The 19,974-nt window shown below is 42.3% G+C and carries 9 protein-coding genes and 1 pseudogene; 6 read left to right on the top strand and 4 right to left on the bottom strand.

Annotation, left to right across the window (positions count from 1 at the left end; genetic code table 11):
• The first annotated feature begins 434 nt into the window (after positions 1-434).
• Complete coding sequence (locus tag QUA04_RS07440) at positions 435-6,173, top strand: AAA family ATPase (RefSeq protein ID WP_333255290.1); 5,739 nt, start codon at positions 435-437, stop codon at positions 6,171-6,173.
• Here the strand turns inward: QUA04_RS07440 and QUA04_RS07435 are convergent.
• Both QUA04_RS07435 and QUA04_RS07430 read right to left on the bottom strand, forming a co-directional pair.
• Positions 6,170-6,358 carry a hypothetical protein gene (locus QUA04_RS07435; RefSeq protein ID WP_333255297.1) on the bottom strand — a complete coding sequence of 63 codons (189 nt, stop codon included), beginning with the start codon at positions 6,356-6,358 and terminating at the stop codon, positions 6,170-6,172. The two genes, QUA04_RS07440 and QUA04_RS07435, sit on opposite strands and share 4 nt — an antisense overlap.
• 167 nt (positions 6,359-6,525) lie before the next feature.
• The gene (locus QUA04_RS07430; protein WP_333255288.1) at positions 6,526-7,359 is read right to left on the bottom strand and encodes a hypothetical protein; all 834 of its coding nucleotides are present in this window, start codon (positions 7,357-7,359) and stop codon (positions 6,526-6,528) included.
• Positions 7,360-7,576: 217 nt separating this feature from the next.
• On the opposite strand from QUA04_RS07430, the gene QUA04_RS07425 reads away from it, so the two are divergent.
• The 4 genes from QUA04_RS07425 (at position 7,577) to QUA04_RS07410 (ending at position 11,192) form a co-directional block, all read left to right on the top strand.
• Complete coding sequence (locus QUA04_RS07425) at positions 7,577-8,209, top strand: alpha-ketoglutarate-dependent dioxygenase AlkB (RefSeq protein WP_333255286.1); 633 nt, start codon at positions 7,577-7,579, stop codon at positions 8,207-8,209.
• 148 nt (positions 8,210-8,357) lie between these two features.
• Positions 8,358-8,519 (top strand): hypothetical protein, encoded by a 162-nt coding sequence (locus tag QUA04_RS07420; protein WP_333255284.1) that lies wholly within the window; start codon positions 8,358-8,360, stop codon positions 8,517-8,519.
• 298 nt (positions 8,520-8,817) lie between these two features.
• Positions 8,818-9,711 (top strand): isoaspartyl peptidase/L-asparaginase family protein, encoded by an 894-nt coding sequence (locus QUA04_RS07415; protein ID WP_333255282.1) that lies wholly within the window; start codon positions 8,818-8,820, stop codon positions 9,709-9,711.
• A 206-nt stretch (positions 9,712-9,917) separates the two neighbouring features.
• Entirely contained in the window at positions 9,918-11,192 is a 1,275-nt protein-coding gene (locus tag QUA04_RS07410; RefSeq protein ID WP_333255280.1) for a carbamoylphosphate synthase large subunit, read from the top strand.
• A 111-nt stretch (positions 11,193-11,303) separates the two neighbouring features.
• Here QUA04_RS07410 and QUA04_RS07405 read toward each other — a convergent pair whose 3' ends face one another.
• Positions 11,304-11,474, bottom strand: coding sequence for a tetratricopeptide repeat protein (locus QUA04_RS07405; protein WP_333255278.1), 171 nt, complete (start codon positions 11,472-11,474; stop codon positions 11,304-11,306).
• 166 nt (positions 11,475-11,640) lie between these two features.
• Between QUA04_RS07405 and QUA04_RS07400 the strand changes: the two are divergent.
• Positions 11,641-12,878 (top strand): annotated as a pseudogene (locus QUA04_RS07400) (ISAs1 family transposase).
• Positions 12,879-13,296: 418 nt separating this feature from the next.
• Here QUA04_RS07400 and QUA04_RS07395 read toward each other — a convergent pair.
• Positions 13,297-19,926, bottom strand: coding sequence for an amino acid adenylation domain-containing protein (locus tag QUA04_RS07395; protein ID WP_333255276.1), 6,630 nt, complete (start codon positions 19,924-19,926; stop codon positions 13,297-13,299).
• Positions 19,927-19,974: the final 48 nt, after the last annotated feature.

Below are 19,974 nucleotides of genomic sequence, written 5' to 3'. Positions count from 1 at the left end.
CGTCGTCACCATCAGGGCGGTTGCTATACCTGAAACCCACATTCTCCATCCTCAACTGTCACGATCGGTTTTTACTTATTTTTATCCAGCAATCAAGCTATAATTTATAGTTTTAAACCGTACATTGACTGATAAAAAACGTTTTAAAGCCATAATTTATTACTTTAAAAATAGAGTTTTATGCGTAATTATGCTGTGTGACATCCCAGGCTGCGTAATGTGGGCTGAAAATCAATGCAAAAGTGCGATCGACTGTTGGTGCACCATACAAACTAGGCGATCGAAATCGGGGCTACCACAAAGTATTTGCAGGCTGCTACCCGAAAAATTAAACATTTGTTACAAAAACAAAATTTTTGCCTTTCTAACGCGCTATGCTTTAGACAAAACGGGTGCGTTTTGGCTGCGCGTTAAATTTTACCCTAAAAATCAATATGCTCTCTATTCCCGGCGTTGCCGTCGTGACACTTCTCTATGAAAGTGCCAACTCCCTCGTTTACCGGGCTATTCGGGAAGCGGATAAAGGGCCAGTGATCCTTAAACTCCTCAAAGAAAGTTACCCCACACCTCAAGAATTGGTGCGCTACCGCACCGAATACCGCATCACCCAAGAGCTAAAAGAGCCAGGAGTGGTGCAGGTTTATGACTTGCAAAAATACCAAAACACCTTAGTGATGTTTTTGGAGGACTTTGGCGGCGAATCCTTGAAAATTTGGATGCAGCAGCGGAAGTTTACTCTGGAGGAATTTCTGCTTCTGGCGATCGCCACCACAGAAATTTTAGGCCAAATTCACCGCGCCAACATCATCCACAAAGATATTAACCCTTCTAATATTGTTTACAACCCCCAAACGAAACAATTAAAAATTATTGATTTTGGCATTTCCACTCAGCTAACGCGAGAAACACCGATACTGAAAAACCCCGGCATTCTGGAAGGAACCCTTGCTTACATCTCACCAGAACAAACTGGCAGGATGAATCGCACTCTCGATTACCGGACTGACTTTTACTCCCTCGGCATCACCTTTTACGAATTGCTAACAAGAAAACTGCCTTTTGAGACAGAAGATGCTTTAGAGCTAGTTCACTGCCACATTGCCAGACAACCCGTTCCTCCCCACGAAATCGAGCCACAAATTCCCGTAATTGTGTCTCAAATTGTCAGTAAATTGATGGCGAAGAATGCCGAAAACCGCTATCAAACAGCCTGGGGAATCAAGCAGGACTTAGAAATGTGTCTAGTTCAATTACAAGAAACCGATAGCATAGAAGAATTTGACTTGGCAACGCGGGATATTACAGACCGTTTCCTGATTCCCGAAAAGTTATACGGCAGAGAAACTGAAATTTTTAATCTATTAGCAGCCTTTGAACGAGTCAGTACAGGTAGCGCCGAAATGATGCTGGTAGCTGGCTTTTCGGGAATTGGTAAAACCGCAGTAGTGAACGAAGTTCACAAGCCGATAGCCCGACAGGGTGGCTATTTTATTAAAGGCAAATATGATCAATTTCAGCGCAATATTCCCTTCTCAGCATTTGTGCAAGCTTTTCGGGAATTAATGGGGCAATTATTATCAGAAAGTGATGCTCAATTACAAACATGGAAAACTCTGATTCTCACAGCAGTAGGCGAGAATGGGCAAGTGCTGATTGAGGTAATTCCTGAATTAGAACGCATCATTGGTGCTCAACCTGCTGCACTAGAACTGTCGGGGACTGCCGCCCAAAATCGCTTCAATTTGCTGATGCAAAAATTTGTGCAAGTATTTACCATCGCCGAACATCCCTTAGTGATGTTTTTGGATGATTTGCAGTGGGCAGATTCGGCATCTTTAAAGTTATTACAACTGTTGATGGAGGATAGGGGGCATCTGTTGGTGTTGGGTGCTTATCGAGATAATGAGGTGTCACCTACTCATCCGTTTATGTTGACGGTGGATGAAATTATCAAGTCGGAGGCAGTGGTGAATACTATTATCCTGCAACCGTTGAGTTTAGCAGATATGAATCAGTTTGTAGCAGATACGCTGATTTGCGATTTATCTTCTTCTCAACCCTTGACAGAATTGGTTTATCAAAAAACCCAAGGTAATCCCTTTTTCTCTACTCAATTTCTCAAGTCGTTATATGAAGATGGTCAAATTAGCTTTGACTGGGATGTACGGCATTGGCAGTGCGATATTAATCAAGTTACATTTGCCGATGCCTCGGATGTGGTGGAGTTTATGGCGGCGCAATTACAGAAGTTGCCGAAAGAAACTCAGGATGTTCTCAAGCTTGCCGCGTGCATTGGGGCGCAGTTTGATTTAGATACATTGGCAATAGTCAACGAAAAATTACCTGAACCAACTGCATCAGCATTGTGGAAAGCTTTGCAAGAAGGAGTTATTTTACTGATTACAGAAGGCTATGATTTAATTCAAATAGATGCTCAATCGACTACTAATTATGTTGCTAAACCAATTTATAAGTTCCTGCACGATCGCGTCCAGCAAGCAGCTTATTCCCTAATACCCGAAAACCAAAAACAAGCCACTCATCTCAAAATTGGACAGTTACTCCTACAAAAATATTCGGACATAGAAAGAGAGGAAAAACTCTTTGATATTGTCGGGCATTTAAATCAAGGAATTGAGTTAATCAATCAATTAAGCGAACGAGAAGCCTTAGCCCTACTCAACTTAGAAGCGGGAGGTAAGGCAAGAAGTTCTACCGCATACTCTGCGGCAAATATCTATCTGCAAACAGGGATTGAGCTACTAGCAGCCAACTGCTGGCAAACTCAGTATGAGTTGACCCTGAATCTTTATGTTGCTGCTGCCGAAGCCGCCTATTTGAATGCTGACTTTGAGGTTATGGAACAGATGGCAGCACTGGTGTTGCAGAATGCTCAAACAATTTTAGACAAAGTTAAAATTTACGAAATTCAGATATCTGCACGGACAGCCCAAGACAAGATGTTAGAAGCGATCACAGTGGGTAGAGATGCCCTGCGACTACTGGGGATCGAGCTCCCCACCGAACCTGACAAAGCCACAATTGGTAAAGCGCTGCAAGCCCTGGCTAGCCAACTTCAGGACAGACAGATCGAGCAACTGGTTGACTTGCCTTTGATGACCAATCCACAGACTCGGGCAGCTATGCAACTCTTAAGAATGTTATGTGCACCCATTTTTCAAGCAATGCCGAGTCTAACGCCCCTAGTTGGCTCTACTATGGTGAGTTTATCGCTCTCCTTTGGGAATGCACCCGCATCGACGGTGGGGTATACAATTCACGGTCTGGTGCTGTGTGCCTTTTTAGGAGATGTCAAAACTGGCTATGGCTTTGGTAAATTAGCACTAAACTTGCTCGATCGGTTCAATGTGCGCGAATTCAAGTCTCTAATTCTGACTCTGTTTGGGGGCTGTATTCAGCATCACCAAGAATCTCTCTTGGCAACGATACCGACACTAAAATATGGCTTTACGGCTGGCATGGAAACTGGCGACTTTCTATCTGCTGGCTACAACATAGATATTTACTTTTATGCCAAATTTTTCGGTGGGGTAGAAGTAGATACTTGGGAAACCGAAATAGCAGATTACAGCGCTGCCTTGGCTCAGGTGAAGCAATATTCTGCACAGGGTTTTTTGGATATGATCCAGCAGACGGTGCAGAACTTGAGGGAAACCGTTAGTCAACCGGATTGCTTAATTGGAACTGCCTACGATGAAACGGTGATGATTCCTAAGTATCATCAGGAAAATCAACTATCGGGGATGGCTTTTGCCTACATCTACAAACTACTCCTTGCCTACTTCTTTGGGAATTATCCTGCTGCCCTAGACTACATTGCCCAAGTCAAGTCGTATTTAATGGCAGTATCGGGATTTGTTCTTGTTCCCGCTTTCCATTTCTATGCCGCCCTGACGCACTTGGTACTCTTCCCCACACAGCCAGCAACCGAGCAAGCTGAAATTCTTGCTGAGGTGGAAATTCATCAAACTACGCTGAAACAGTGGGCGCAAAATGCTCCGATGAATCATCTGCATAAATGGTATTTGGTGGAGGCAGAAAAGCATCGGGTTTTTGGCAATAAAGCTGAGGCGATTGAAATGTACGATCGCGCCATTTCTGGAGCCAAAGAAAATAAATTCCTCAACGAAGAAGCATTAGCTAATGAAAGGGCCGCAAAATTTTACCTAGAATGGGGTAAAGAAAAATTTGCTCAAATATACATGATTGAGGCGTATTATTGTTATATCCAATGGGGAGCCACTGCTAAGGTAAAAGATTTAGAAACGCGATATCCCCAGTTATTAAAACCAATTCAATCTGCAAATAAAAACAATAAAACTACCGCAAGAGGGACGACTACTGGTTCGGAATCTAACTTAGATATCACCACAGTAATGAAAGCTTCTCAGGCGATTTCCGGTGAAATAATGCTAGATAAGCTAATGTCTAGCTTAATGAAAATTTTGATTGAAAGTGCAGGAGCGCAAAGAGGGTATCTAATTTTATCAAGCCAGGGAACGCTATTAATTGAAGCTCAAGGGACAATCGATAACGAACTCGTCACCGTTTTGCAGTCAATCCCCATTGAAAATTGTCAAGAAGTTTCTTCCGCAATTGTCAATTATGTTGCCCGCACCCAAGAAAGCGTGGTACTGGATGATGCTGCCAAATCGGGAAAATTTACCAAGGACTCCTACATCCAAAAAAATCAGCCCAAATCAATTTTATGCGTTCCGCTGATTAACCAATCTCAAATCGTCAGTATTGTTTACCTAGAAAACAATCTCACAGCCGGAGCTTTTACGCCAGAAAGAGTGGAACTATTAAAAGTGTTATCTGGGCAAGCAGCTATCTCGATTCAAAATTCTAAACTCTATACAGAAGTCCGCGAAAGTGAGAACAGGCTGACTCAATTTTTAGAAGCAATTCCAGTCGGGGTGTCAGTGCTGGATGCTTCTGGCCAACCTTACTATAGTAATCGCGCTGCTATTCAATTATTAGGTAAAGGAGTTATTCCTGAAGTCACCAGCGAGCAAATACCAGAGATTTATCAAGTCTATCAAGCTGGAACACAGCAGGAATATCCCTCTGCACAATTGCCCACTACGCGGGCGTTGAGTGGCCAAAGTGCCACTGTAGATGATATGGAAATTCACCAAGGCAACAAGATTATTCCGATCGAGGCTTGGGCTACTCCCATCTATGATGAAAAGGATAATATTGCTTATGCAATTGTAGCCTTTCAAGATATCACGGAGCGTAAAAAGGCTGAAACAGAGCGAATCAGGTTTACCGATGAATTGTTCCAACTCAACAAAGCTTACGAGCGTTTTGTCCCCAATCAATTTCTCCAGTTTCTAGAGAAGTCAAGCATTATTGATGTCGAATTGGGCGACCAAGTGCAGTTGGAAATGTCGGTGTTGTTTTCCGACATTCGCGATTTTACCACCCTGTCGGAAAACATGACGCCCGAGGACAATTTCAGATTTATCAATTCCTATCTTTCTCGCATGGAACCTGTCATCAATGAAAATAATGGGTTTATTGATAAATATATTGGCGATGCGATAATGGCGCTGTTTAGCGGCGAGGCGGATCATGCGGTGAAAGCGGGAATTGCTATGCTGCACTGCCTCGTTGAATACAATCAAAATCGCGCCAATTGTGGTTATCCACCGATTCAGATTGGGATTGGCATTAATACTGGAACTTTGATGCTGGGAACGGTGGGCGGACAAAATCGCATGGAGGGCACGGTAATCAGCGATGCAGTTAATTTAGCTTCTCGCGTGGAAAGTTTGACGAAAAATTATGGGGTATCGCTGTTAATCACCCAGTCAACTTACTCGCGTTTAGAAAATTTATCCCAGTACGCAATCCGGACTCTCGATACGGTAAAAGTTAAGGGAAAATCTGAATTAGTAACAGTTTATGAGGTGTTTGATGCTGATCCGCCAAAAATCAAAGCTGGCAAGTTAGCTACGTTGGAATTGTTTGCAGAAGCTAGGGCAAATTACTTGGAAGGGAAGTTAGCTGAGGCGGCAGGGCTGTTTTCCGAGTGTTGGCGTCAGAATCAGGGCGATCGCGTCTCTAAAATTTATTGGGAACGCTGTCAGTCTATTTTAACAAATCGCACCACAATCAAAGATCGACCACCCAATTTAGATTAATCATAAAAGTCCAAAGCTCGATCGCTACATTCTTTGAGGGGGAGATCATTTTCATTTTTCACCAGTGGTATTGGGGCGACGGTTGAGTGCAATCTCGTCGGTTGGAGGGAGTGTGGCTGCTGCCACTGAATTTGAGGCAAACGGCTAGTTTGTTGCGGCTGCGGGAGTTTTTGGCGGGTAAGCATAAAGGCTCAGAGTGATGTGAAGCGCGATCGCTTCATTGAGGAATAGAATTAGGTGAAGATCCATCACAGCAGCGATCGCCGGTAAGGAGGACAAAAGCAAGAGTCAACGAATTTTTCTGGCATTATCTAAACTTATGTCCCTGTGTAAAAACATACCGGAACATATTCTAGACTTTTCGCCCTATTCGGTATGCAACATTAGCTGTAAGTTTGGGAGGCGAAAATTTGGCAAAATATTTTCCTAAATCTGACTTTTCCTCATGGAAAGGCACGTTCATGTTAGTTTCGTTACTCCTTAGTATGTCTATTTTATGATTTGCAGCCAACTGGTCAAACCAATTATAAAATTCGGAGTTATTGTTATCAATAAACAAGAAAAGTGAGCCTGTTTTTGCCTGATTAAATAAGTGAGCGAAGTATTCCTCGGCTGAGTCCCGTAGGCTAAATACTTCTGACATAAAGTAAATCATTGTAAAAAGGTCTGACTGAAAATACTTTCTGTGAGATTCCCAGTCATCGCGTTTAGTGACATCTAGTGGCAGATAAGAAGTTGATATGCGAAATTCGAGGTCTTCTACTTTGTCATCAACGTCACTCCAAGATTCTGCCCAGCTTTTCTCCCGATCGCAGAGTTGAAACTTTATTCTCGGTGACTTTTTGTTCGTCATCAAGTATTTGAGGATTCCCAAGAAATCGCTGCCTGGTCCTCCTCCAATACAAGCTACATCGACTTTTTTGTTGTCAAAAAGATTACCTAAAAAATTATTTTGCTGAATAATACTACACACCAAATTAGAATGGGATGTTACGTAGGCATAAATATAAGCAAACCTAGTCGTCGGGTCGCTATAATTTATGTTACATTCCTGCGATAGGTGAGAATATTCTTCGCGCAGGTATTCTAGTGCGTCATTAATTACCTCATCCTTTTCAGCTTCATCTCCTGGAATTTGGACATAAGCTTCATCAAGAACAGATTTAATTATTTGAAAGCAATTCATAGTACATAGCTAATTGACACCAGTCTCATCTTAAATCACGATTCAGGGTTTGGTTGGTGAATACATAAAAATTTATGTAGGTTACAAAAAATAATTATCCTTGTCTTGTTAAAATGCTAAAATTAGCTTTACATGATTAATGGTAAAGCTGGGCAGTGCTTGTGTCAAGAACTGTATATTTATAAATTTCAGTAAAAGGTAATCAGCGAGCAGATTTATGTATACTCAACTTTCATTGTGGGAAGAGCCAAAAGCAGGAAGCCAGAAGCATGGTCAGCACTTATCTCTGCCTGATGCCGAAGTAATCATGTACCGCGACTTCTTCAATAACAATGAGAGCAACCAGATATTTGCGGAATTGTACGGCACTATTAATTGGAAGCAAGAGGTGACTCTGCTTTTTGGCAAGCAAGTCGCTATACCGCGACTTAGCGCATGGTACGGAGATGCAGGTAAATCTTACACTTACTCCAAAATAAAAATGGAGCCTAATCTATGGACACCTACACTTATAACAATCAAATCTAAAATAGAAGCAATAGCAGGTACATTGTTTAACAGCGTGTTGCTTAATTTATATCGCGACGGCAAAGATAGTGTAGCTTGGCACAGTGATGATGAATCAGAACTTGGTGAAAACCCAGCGATCGCTTCTGTAAGTTTTGGGACTACTCGTCGTTTTATGCTCAGGCACAAATACCAAAAAGAAATTAAATTAGAAATTAAATTAACTCCGGGAAGCTTGCTGCTGATGAAAGGAGTAACCCAGCATTTTTGGCAACACCAAATCCCAAAAGCAGCCAAAGTTACTGAACCAAGAATCAACCTTACTTTCAGGAAAGTAAGCTAAATGAATTAATGGTAATTTGTAATTTGCATATGCGTTTATCTGCCTTTACTTGCGGTTTTAATAAAAAAAATTGCCACTTTTGTTAACAGTAAAAGTAGCGCTTTTGGCACAGCAATAACAGTACCGCCGAATTAGCGATCGCACGGGAGTGCCGCTGCTAGGGCTGAATTTGGGTCAAACGGCTAGTTTGTTGCGGCTGCGCGGGTTTTTGGCGGGTCAGCAGGCTCAGACTGATGTGAAGCGCGATCGCACTTATTTTCTCTCAAAGTCTCATTCTTCAGGTTTACCCATTTTGCCTGTTAATGTGTAGTGCCTCGCCTTAAATTTTACCCCCTCTTTACTCCCTAACTCTTTCAATTTCTTTAACTAACTCGAAGCCAAATTGCCTCACACTATTGACATAACTTTGCTCAGATATCTATTAATAATTCGTAAATAGCTAGGTCTGAAGGAACACCAAGCTCGACAAAAATAATTATCTCTGAAGATAGAAGAACCCATAATTAAACACCGCTAATCTATAAAACTATGAGGGAGAAAAAACTACTTAAAAATTGATTAATGTAAGAAGTTTTTAAGTAGATATTAAGATTAAAAAAAGGAAATTTATGGTACTAAGCATTATTGTTCACGGTGGAGCAAAAACCATCACAGAAGAGAAGGTTGCAGCCAACAATGCAGGCTGTACCGCAGCAGCAGAAGCGGGTTGGGCAGTGCTCACAAGCGGGGGTTCCGCAGCAGAAGCTGTTGAGGCAGCTATCCGGGTTCTGGAAGCTGACCAGACATTTAACGCAGGCTTTGGATCGGTTCTCAACAACCAGGGAGAGGTAGAGCTAGACGCAGCGATCATGGAAGGCGGTTCGTTAGCTTGGGGAGCCCTCGCAAATGTTCAAGGCGTGCGCCATCCCATCTCAGTGGCGCGAAAGATTATGGATAAAAAACCCATGTTCTTAGTAGCGGATCACGCCGAACATTTTGCAGCAGAAAATGGAGGCGAGATGGCTGCAAAAGAAGACTTAATCGCTGATGAGCAACAGGAAGAGTGGGAGGAGGAAAAAGAAGTTCTTGACCGTCCCAATACCGTTGGTTGTGTAGCTTTGGACAGCAGCGGCACCTTAGTTGCGGGTACCTCAACAGGCGGCACTATGAATAAGCCCGCCGGTCGCGTCGGCGACAGCGCCATTATCGGCTCAGGCTTGTTTGCTGAGAATCAACAGGGCGCTTGCTCGACCACAGGCGATGGCGAGTCGATTATGCCAGTAGTTCTAGCTAAGACGGCGATCGACATTCTAGCGTCCGGCAAGCACCCAGACGAAGCAGCGAAGATGGCAATTGAGACTCTGGCATCTAAGGTGGCAGGAGAAGCTGGGTGCATCCTCATAGACCCTCAAGGGCGGGTTGGCTGGGCGCATAATTCAACCGACATGGCTTGTGCTTATAGAACCTCAGAAATGGACAAGGTGGCTGTGTTCACTAAGAAAAAACAACTCGTCCATCATTGAAATTATTGAGGTTGTATTCTCTCTAGTTCGAGAGAGAGAGTTAAAATTCAGCCACTAATATCTTCTTTCCTAGGTATTAAGTAGCTTGACATCAATAAACATTTTTTCAATTTGTAGGGCGGGCATAGCCCACCCTACTTTTAATTATGTCGAGCTACTTAGTGGCCGGCAAAACAGTTCAATTCAAACTCGATTTGGATGTTTCTATGAATTCAACATACGACTTTCCTTACTTTCAGGGTAATTCTCTTTCCGATTTGTTTGCTCCCGACATCAAAGATGCACGTTATGCGTTCATCCTAAATTACCCTGCAACTGCTAGTTGGGCGGCTTACCCCAACAGAAAAAAATACTTTATTCAAGACGGCAGCAGTGAAGCCACCAAAACTTCTTTCGACAAGATTGGTCAGAAAGAACCTTGGAAAAATCTGGCTGTGTTAGGCGATGCCATCCCAGGGATTGTGATTAATCAGCCGCCGAACTCGCTGATGGACTATTGGCGGGAGCATTTTGGCTTCAGCTACAGCAGTATGGAGATGATAGACTGCTCAACTTATCTCGAAGATCTCAGCGTAAGCGATCGCTTTGACAAACTCCTCAGTCTATTTCCCTTCGACAATCTCAAACCCGAAAAACACGCCGTCCATCCCGACATCCACTACCACTTGCTCAGCAAAGCAACGCTCGCAGAATTAGGGGTGCAATGTCCGAAATACCAAACCTACAATCTGCACGAAGTCAATCTCGAAAGCATTCAGTTACCAGAGCAATTCCCCTACTTGATTAAAACATCCCACGGACTTTCTGGAGAAGGCACTTATATTATCAAAAGCGCCAGCGATCTGAACTACTGCTTGCAGGAAGTGAGGAAATATCTCGATATCAAGTTGCTGGATACGATTATTGTCTCGGAATTCGTTAAGAATGAAGTGCAGAACTATTGCGTGCAGTTCTATGTAAGCAAAACGGGAAATATCACGCTTATCGGCACTACCAGCCAACTTGTCACCCCAGAGGGCAGCTATTTAGGGGGACTAATTCACTACCGCGAAACCGACATGAGTAGGTTTTTTGAGATGATTGCCGCTATTGGTAAATATGCTCACCAACAGGGTTATTTCGGCGTTATTGGCTTCGACGTGCTGGAAGACTCAGAGGGACAGTTGTATGCCATTGATGCCAATTTCCGAGTTAATGGCTCGACTCCGCTTTGTGTGCAGCGCCATACCTTACTGGGGCAGGGAAAGGAGGTGGCTCAATATTCCAGTAGCTGGCGAATGGATGGGACTTTGGAATCGATTCTTGTCACGCTGAAACCAGAACTCGATCGCAAGGACTTGATAATCCTCTCGGCTTTAGAAAAGGTTAAATACGGAAAAATCTACACGGAAATTTACGGAATAGTTGCTGGTAAGGATATGAAGGAAATGCACCACATCGAGCAGAACTTGCACAGTAAGGGATTGCAGCAATTGGGTTGATATCTGCTCTACTGGTTGCAGCGGTTGTGCGGTTTAATTAAATCGGCTTGATAAATATTTGCCCAAAGGCAAAATCTCCTCGGTCGGTTTCTCAAAACAATCTCTAAGTCGCTACTTTGGTGAAAATTTTTGAATTTTATTAACAGCATCTTGATAGTCACTGGTTTTTCCTTGTTGCTTGTACAAGTCAGCCGCTTTTTGATAATCTGCGATCGCCTCTGCTTTTTTGCCTAAGTCAGCCTTGGCTAAACCCCGATTGTAGTAGGCAGTGGCATCAGCCACCTTTAAACCCTGGTCTATAGCAGGGTAAGCTCATCTAATTGGGTATAAATTGTACTTGACAAAACAAACAAAATACACAGGGTAGCGTGTTCGTCATTAACGGTTGTATAATGCCTCAAAAGCTAAGTCATCAAGGTAAGGAAAAGTTTATGGGTAGGAGTAAAGGATTCGCTCCCTCTGGCGCGAGCGGAAAAATCCTCGCTCGCTCAACAAGCCAAAACCCATCTCTATCGAAGATTTACAAGCTGGCTTTTCAAATTATTTTGATGAGGTACCAGACCCAAGAGTGGAGCGAACCAAACACCACTTAATCAAAGATATTCTCGTCATTGCCTTATTAGCTGTGATAGCCGGAGCCGGCGGGGTGGGAAGACATGGAAAATTATGGAATCAGTAAGCTTACCTGGTTACAAAAGTTTTTAAAGTTACCCAATGGCATCCCAAGTGACGATAAATTCCGTCGGGTCTTGGAAAAGGTAGAGCCAAAAATTTTCTCTTCAAAAATTGCGAACATGGATTAACAAATTAATTGGGTCAGTTGCTCAAGAAGTAATCCCGATTGATGGAAAAAGTCTCAGAGGGTCTTATGACCGAACAAAAGGGGTAAAAAACTTACATTTAGTGACGGCATGGGCGAGTAAACATCGGTTAGTCTTGGGACAAGTGAAAGTTGAAGACCATTCAAATGAAATCACAGCGCTCCCGGCCTTATGGGAATTAATTGACATCACCGGAGCCATTATTACGATTGATGCGATGGGGAATCAAGTCGAGATTATTCGGCTGATTCGTCAAAAAAAAGGCGATTATGTAGTTACTTTAAAAAGTAATCATCCAACTCTTTATAATAAGCGTCAAAACCTGGTTTGAGATGGCTAAATTTCAACAGTTTTAGGGAATTAAAGTGAGTCAGGATTCCCGAACAGAAAAGGGACATCCGGAGCGTCGAAATTAGAAAAGTTTGGGCGGTGCCAGTGGCGGCATTAGGAGGACTTTATAAACAAGAAAAATGGACAGATATTCAGACTATTGTTTTTGTAGAACGAGTCCGTCATCTTGGGAACAAAACGACTCAAGAGGTACAGTTTTACCTAAGATCTTTGCCAGTGGATGCTCAGCTTAATGGCCGTGCCATTCGTCAACATTGGGGGATTGAAAACCAAGTTCATTGGACTTTTGATGTCACTTTTAATGAAGACCAATGCCGCAGTCGGTCATTAAACAGCCCTCAAAACTTGGCTCTTCTAAGACGAATGGCAGTTAATGTCATCAATCAAGAAACTACTCAAGGAGCGTAGTGTGCTACAAAAAAAGAAACGAGTGGCGATGAATGATGACTATATGATGCAGATTCAAAGAGTGCTTGTGTCAAGCCTGATTGAGATGCTCTTACCCTGGGAATGATTGCTTATATTTATCAACCAAATCAACCATCATTGTATGAGATTGAACAACCAGTTTACTATTTTTAATGAAGTAGACTTTTATGATAAACGTTAAACCTGAAAAGCTGATTTCGTCTCGTCAAGAGAGCAAGAGAGTAGGGACTTAGGCTTTGCCTTTCGTCCCTAGTTGTGGTATTTTTCTGTGATTTGTGACCACCCAATACATTTAAATTTCCCATCGAACTCACGTTGAGTCATCTGATCTGGCATTTTTGAAAAATCAAAACTCGGAATTTTTTCCCACGCTAAGTTTTCTAGTTTTAGTTTCTAGTGTTCGTCAAAATAAGTAGACAATATATATAATTCTTGGAAGATCATATATATTGGAGGCGTTATCTGTAGTCGGCATTTAGAGAATTGGTATAAGGCGCGGTTAGTCAAAACTTCAGTAAGTACGATAAGTAAGTATTTAACAATCTTTCATCTATAGGTGGACAGCTAATGCAGCTACCAACTAAACCATCGATCGCGTTTTGAGAATCAAAGCAAGGAAGTGTAATCGTCTGTGCAGATACGGTTTCATCAGAGAAAAGGCTGACCAGTGGATGCAAAGCATTTTCTGGTGAATTATCAACAACTTTTAATAACTCGCAGTGCCACTGTTCGTAAGAAATGCGTTCAAGGGAGTCGCCAAAAGAGCGAATTGAATCGCAAAGCTGATTCCAAGAAATGGGGTGAGGATTAACTAAATGAAAAGCTTTACCGACCAATTCTTTTTGTTTGGATAAATGAACGATCGCTTGGCTGACATAATCCACCGGAGTCATGTCTAACAGGATTTCTAAATCAGGTGTTTTTCCCATTTGAATGCAGCCTTTAAGCATTCTGCTGATTAAATCGGCAGTATTGCCAATACCCGTTTGGCTGTCTCCTGAAATGAATCCAGGTCTATAAATATAAACAGGTAGCCCTTTAGAATGGGCAGTCATAACTAAATTTTCAGCAACCCATTTACTTCGATCGTATCCCTGTGTAAGTTCATTGCCATTCCCGAGTTTGTCGTGTTCGTAAACAGCTTTTACCTGATAGTAAGAAGGTGTACATAAAACGGCGACAGTTGAAACAAAATGCACTGGTTTTATCTTCACCAAGCAAGCTAATCTCAATACTTCTTGAGTACCCAAAACATTTACTGCTTTTAATGCAGAGTATGGATAAACCAGATTGATTGATGCACCATTGTGGTAAATCACATCAATTTTACTTGCCAGGGCATAAAATTCATTTGATGTAAGTCCTAAGAAGGGTTGAGATAAATCTCCTAAAACTGGGATGATGCGGTTGCTAATAGGTGGATTAGAAAGTACATAGCGTTCAAGACTTTTTTGGATCTTCTCTATGCCTTGTTCGAGATTGGATGCTCTTACCAGGCAATAAATATTTGCCGGAGTTTTCTTTAGTAACTCATTAAGTAAGTGAGTACCGAGAAATCCAGTTGCTCCTGTTAATAAGATATGGGATGGTTCTTTATCCCATTCAAAATTAATACTTTCCGGAGAGATGGTAGGATCTAAGATTGCTTCCGCATTTAGATCGATCGTTTCTTCTTCCGCTGATGTAGAAGTGGAATCTGTCTGACTAGCGAGAGTGATCGCATCCGCAATTCCAGCAATAGTCGGTACTTCAAAAAATTGTCGCAGCGATACTTCTACCTGAAAAGCATCTTTCACTTTAAACATTAGCTGAGTAACTTTTAAAGAATGCCCGCCTAGATCGAAAAAGCGATCGTAAATGCCAACTCGATCGATACCGAGAATCTTTTTCCAGATTTCAGCTAACTTTTCTTCCACAGGAGTACGAGGCGCAATGAATGCTGTTTCTAGTTCTTCTCGATTTCCTTCTGGCGCTGGTAAGATTCGCCGATTTACTTTTCCAGAAGGAGTTAAAGGCAGTGCTTCTAAAAATACAAAAGCATTAGGAATCATGTATTCAGGCAATCTTTCTTGCAAAAAGTGCCGCAGTTCGTTCGGAGAAGATGCTAATTTTTTGGAGGCAACTACATAAGCAACTAAACGCTTGTCGCCTGGTATATCTTCCCTAACAGTAACAACAGCTTCTGCTACGTTTGGGTGTTGTGCCAAAGCAGTTGCGATCTCTCCTAACTCAATCCGAAAGCCGCGAATTTTTACTTGGTCGTCAATTCGACCCATATACTCGATGTTACCATCTGGTAAATAGCGGGCAAGATCGCCAGTTTTGTACAGGTTGGAATTTTGAGTTCTTAGTTTTGAGTTTTCTTCTAATTCAGAACTCAAAACTAAAAACTCATCACTATTTAAGAATGGGTTTTCAATAAACCGTTGGGATGTTAAATCTGGTCGGTTGATATAACCGTTGGCTAAACTAACACCGCCGATGTAAAGTTCTCCGGGAATACCAATTGGTACTGGTTGTAATTGTGAATCGAGGATATGGATTTTGGCGTTGGCAATAGGACGACCGATAGAGGGCAATTTAGGCCAATTTTCAGGTGAACCCGTGAGAGTAAATGCCGTTACAACATGACTTTCAGAAGGGCCATATTGATTGTGCAAAGTGCAATCTTTTAGCTGACTAAACCAATTGACGATCGCTCTACTAATTTGCAACTGTTCACCAGCAGTAATAATTTCTCGCAACCTATTAGGTACGGTTCCTCGTTCTTCAGCAACCTCAGCTAGATGCTGAAGGGCAATAAAAGGAAGAAATAAACGTTCGATCGCTTCATCTTGCAGAAGTTGCAATAAAGCTACTGCATCTTTCCGAATAATGTCTGCAATTAACACTAGAGTACCGCCAGAACACCAACTGGAAAAACACTCCTGAAAAGAAACATCAAAACTAATTGGGGCAAATTGGAGGGTTTTAGTAGCAGGAAAAGCGAAATTTTGTAATTGCCAATCGATCAGATTTACTAGGGGACGGTGATTCATTGCCACCCCTTTAGGTTTGCCTGTAGAACCTGATGTATAGATAACGTAAGCTAAATGGTCGGGTAATACGGCTGTGGAGGGGTTATCTTGCGGGCGTTGGGCGATCGATTTCCAGCCCCGATCTAAACAGATCGCTGGTATCCCATACTCTAATAGTGGCGGCAATAAATTTGCCTGAGTTAGCACTACTGGAACTCCGGCATTTTCCAGCATATAAGCTATCCGTTCTTGCGGATAAGCCGGGTCGAGAGGTAAGTAAGCCGCACCTGCTTTTAAGATACCCAAAAGCCCGATCGCCATTTCCAGCGATCGTTCTACGCAGATACCTACTACCGTATCTGGTACAACTCCTAGCGATCGTAAGTGATGAGCTAATTGATTCGCCCGTTGATTCAACTCCCCATAAGTGAGTTGCTTCCCTTCAAAGATAACTGCTACCGCATCGGGAGTTCGTTCTACTTGAGTTTCAAATAACTGGTGAACGCACTTATTCTGACAATAGTTTGCCTCGGTAGCATTCCAATTTATCAACTGCTTTTGTTCGGCAATTGTTAACAAAGGCAACTTCGAGACAGACTGCTCTGGATTGGCAACAATGCTTTCCAGTAAAGTGATAAAATGCCCAACCATTTGGGAAATAGTAGTGGTCTCAAATAAATCGGTATCGTACTCAAAACGACCAATTATTCCTTCCGGTCTTTCATCCAATTCTAAGTACAAATCGCACTTCGACGTACCAGCATGAATATCCATCTGGCGAACTTGCCAATCATCAGAATCCAAAGTTACGATCGGCGGTTCTAAAATAAACATTACCTGAAATAATGGATTCTGACCCACCTTTCTTTCTGGTTGAAGTGCTTCTACCAACTTCTCGAATGGCAATTCTTGGTGAGAATAAGCTGCTAATACTACTTCTTTTTCCCTGGAAAGTAACTGTCGAAAACTGGGAAAACCAGAAAGGTCAGTACGCAGAATCACCGTATTGAGGAAGTACCCAATTAATCCTTCAATTTCCGGTCGGTTTCGCCCACCAGTAACAGTGGCGACGGGAATATCTTCTTGTCCCGAATAGCGGTAGAGCAAAATTTTGAATACCGCCATTAATGTCATAAATAAAGTGACATTTTCCTGAATAGAAAAATCTTTCAAAGCCTCAGTTAAACTCTTGGAGAGTGCCAGAGTTTGCATTGCACCTCGAAACCTTTGAACTGGCGGTCGTGGATTATCGGTGGGCAAATGTAGCGGAGGCAAATCTGCTAATTGCTGTTTCCAGTAAGCTAGCTGTGGCTTCAGTAATTCTACTTGTAGTTGTTGCCGCTGCCAGTAGGCAAAGTCGGCATACTGAACGGTTAATTCTGGCAGGGAGGAGGGTTTGCGATCGCAAATAGCTTCGTAGAGTGCTACCAGTTCGGGAAATAGCACGCTGTATAGAGAAACAGCATCTAAAATAATGTGATGTACGGTTATATATAGTCTGTAATCCGTCTCGCTGAGTTGAATTAGCGTAGCTCGTAGTAACAAATCAGAGGTAAGATTAAAAGGTTGCCGTGCCTTTTCTGTTACCAACCGCAAAGCTTCCGTTTCGCGATTGCTTTCTGACGCTATTTCTTGAAGATTAATTAATGGCAGAGCTAAATAGCAACTTGGCTGAACGATCCGAATTGGTTGCCCATCGAAGACAGAAAAGTTGGTTCGCAGAATTTCGTGGCGATCGATAATTTGGTTGAAACTTTGTTCTAACGCTAATCGATCGATTGAACTCGGTAAGTAAATTGTAAAGTGTTCGTTATAAAAAGGATTACCCGGTTCCACTTGTGCCAAAAACCACAACTGTTGTTCGCCAAAAGAGAGAGGCAAGTTCTGGTTGCGGTCAATCACTTCGATGGGAGAAAGTTGTAACCTTGAGTTTGTTTGAAGTTCTGTTTCTATTTGCTGGGCTAATTCGGCTATGGTGGGTGCTTCAAACAAAGAACGCAGAGACAATTCTATTTCAAGCGTATTTCGGATGCGAGAGATAACTTGAGCAGCTAGTAAGGAGTGTCCTCCGCATTCCCAAAAGTTGTCATAAATTCCAACTCTATCTAAACCTAAAATTTCCGCCCAAATTATTGCTAGCACTTCTTCAACCGGAGTACGAGGCGGAACAAAAGGCATTAACTCAAGCTCTGGTTCCAGTTCCAAAACATCGGAATTATAGACAATATCAGTTACAGTTTCTATATTGCTATTTGACAGTTCATTTGTGATTTGTCTAGGTGACGGTAGCGCTTGACGATCCAGTTTTCCGTTTGGAGTTAGCGGCAATTCTTTTAGGATAACAAAGTTAGAAGGCACCATATATTCGGGCAACTTCTGTTTTAAGAAGTTACGGAGGGTACGGGTAACGCTGCGTTGCAAAACTTTCAAAAGTTTCTGTTTTTCTAGGAGATAATCTAAGCTTTGTTGGATGATAATTTGCTGTGTTGGCGTTAGCTCGAACTGAATCCCCGTTTGCTGTTCTTCTTGCCATACTACTTTACCTTCTACCCACAAAAGTTGAGCATTTTCTGGTAGCTCTAGGTGCAAGCGGACGCGACTACCTCGCTCTAAAATTTCTGTCATTCCTACTAAGCTAATACCACCTATTGAAATGTCTTCGGTGGTTACTTCTATAGTACGATTCCCATCAAATCCAACCAAGCAAGGACTTTGATAAGGTATCCGTTCCGGGATGAGATTAGAGACGATGTAGGCGACTAAACGCTTGTCACCCGGTACGTCTTCGCGTGCGATCGCAACGGCTTCCCGCACGTCAGGATGTTGTCGCAAGGATGCTTCAATTTCTGCTAATTCTACTCTGAATCCGCGAATTTTTACTTGATGGTCGATCCGCCCTACAAATTCAATATTGCCGTCTGGTAAATAACGAGCCAAATCACCAGTTTTGTATAGGCGCGAACCTGGTTCATTGCTAAAGGGATTGGGAATAAATTTTTCAGCAGTCAAATTAGGACGATTTAAGTACCCTCTGCCTAAACCAATACCACCGATATAAATTTCTCCAGTTTCACCAGTAGAAACTGGCTGCATTTCCTCGTTTAGCAAATAAATTTCTGTATTTTGGACTGGTTTACCGATTGGGGTATTTCTCTGGTTATTTGTTTCGCGCTCGACCGAATATAAAGTGGCACAAATCGTAGCTTCTGTAGGCCCGTAACCGTTGATAATTTGCAAGCGAGTATTTTTTTTACTAATTGACGCTAAAAGCTGTTCGTAAATGGGTTCTACTCCTACGAGTAATCTTTTCAGATGAGATTCCTCTGGTGATTTTTTAAAATAATCAAATAAAGCGTTTAACATAAAAGGTGGAATGTAAGCGCTACAAATCCTCTCGAAATCCAGCCATTCAATAAATATCTTGGCATCAGAACGTATGCACTCTGGAACTATATGTAACGCTCCTCCAGTTAATAAACATGAAAATATTTCATAAACCGAAACATCAAAACTTAAGCTAGTCCATAAACTACAGGCATCTCCTACAGAGAGTGGCTGGCGGAGATCGAAATCTGCCAATAGATTAATCACACCGAGATGGTTGCAACAAACTCCTTTTGGCTTTCCTGTAGAACCAGATGTGTAAAGTACGTAGGCTAGGTTTTCAGTATTTACTTCCGTATCAGGGTTTTCCTCATTCTCGCCACTAATTGTTTCCCAGTCGGTGTCGAGACAGAGAATGCGACTTTGATGTTTGGGGATAGACTCGACTAAGGATGCTTGAGTCAGCAGCAATAATACTTGGCTATCTTCTAGCATGAAGGCTAACCGCTCTTGAGGATATGTGGGGTCGAGTGGGACATAAGCACCACCAGCTTTAAGAACTGCTAGAATAGCCACTACTATTTGTAGCGATCGCTCTACACAAATACCTACTAACACTTCTGGTTTTACACCCGAATTTTGAAGATAGCGTGCTAGCTGGTTAGCTCGACAATTCAGATCTCGGTAAGTTAATTGTTGTCCTTCAAAAACCACCGCCACCGCATCCGGTGTACGCTCCACTTGAGATTCAAACAGTTGATGAAGAGTTCCACCTTTCAAACGATCGGACATTTGATGCTTCCTCTAAGTAATTATACTAAGTCTACTACGCAATTGGAC

This window comes from Microcoleus sp. S13_C5 (genome assembly GCF_036700845.1).
Classification (GTDB): domain Bacteria; phylum Cyanobacteriota; class Cyanobacteriia; order Cyanobacteriales; family Microcoleaceae; genus Microcoleus.
The sequence above is the reverse complement of the archived record's forward strand: the minus strand, read 5'-3'. Positions and strand labels throughout refer to the sequence as shown.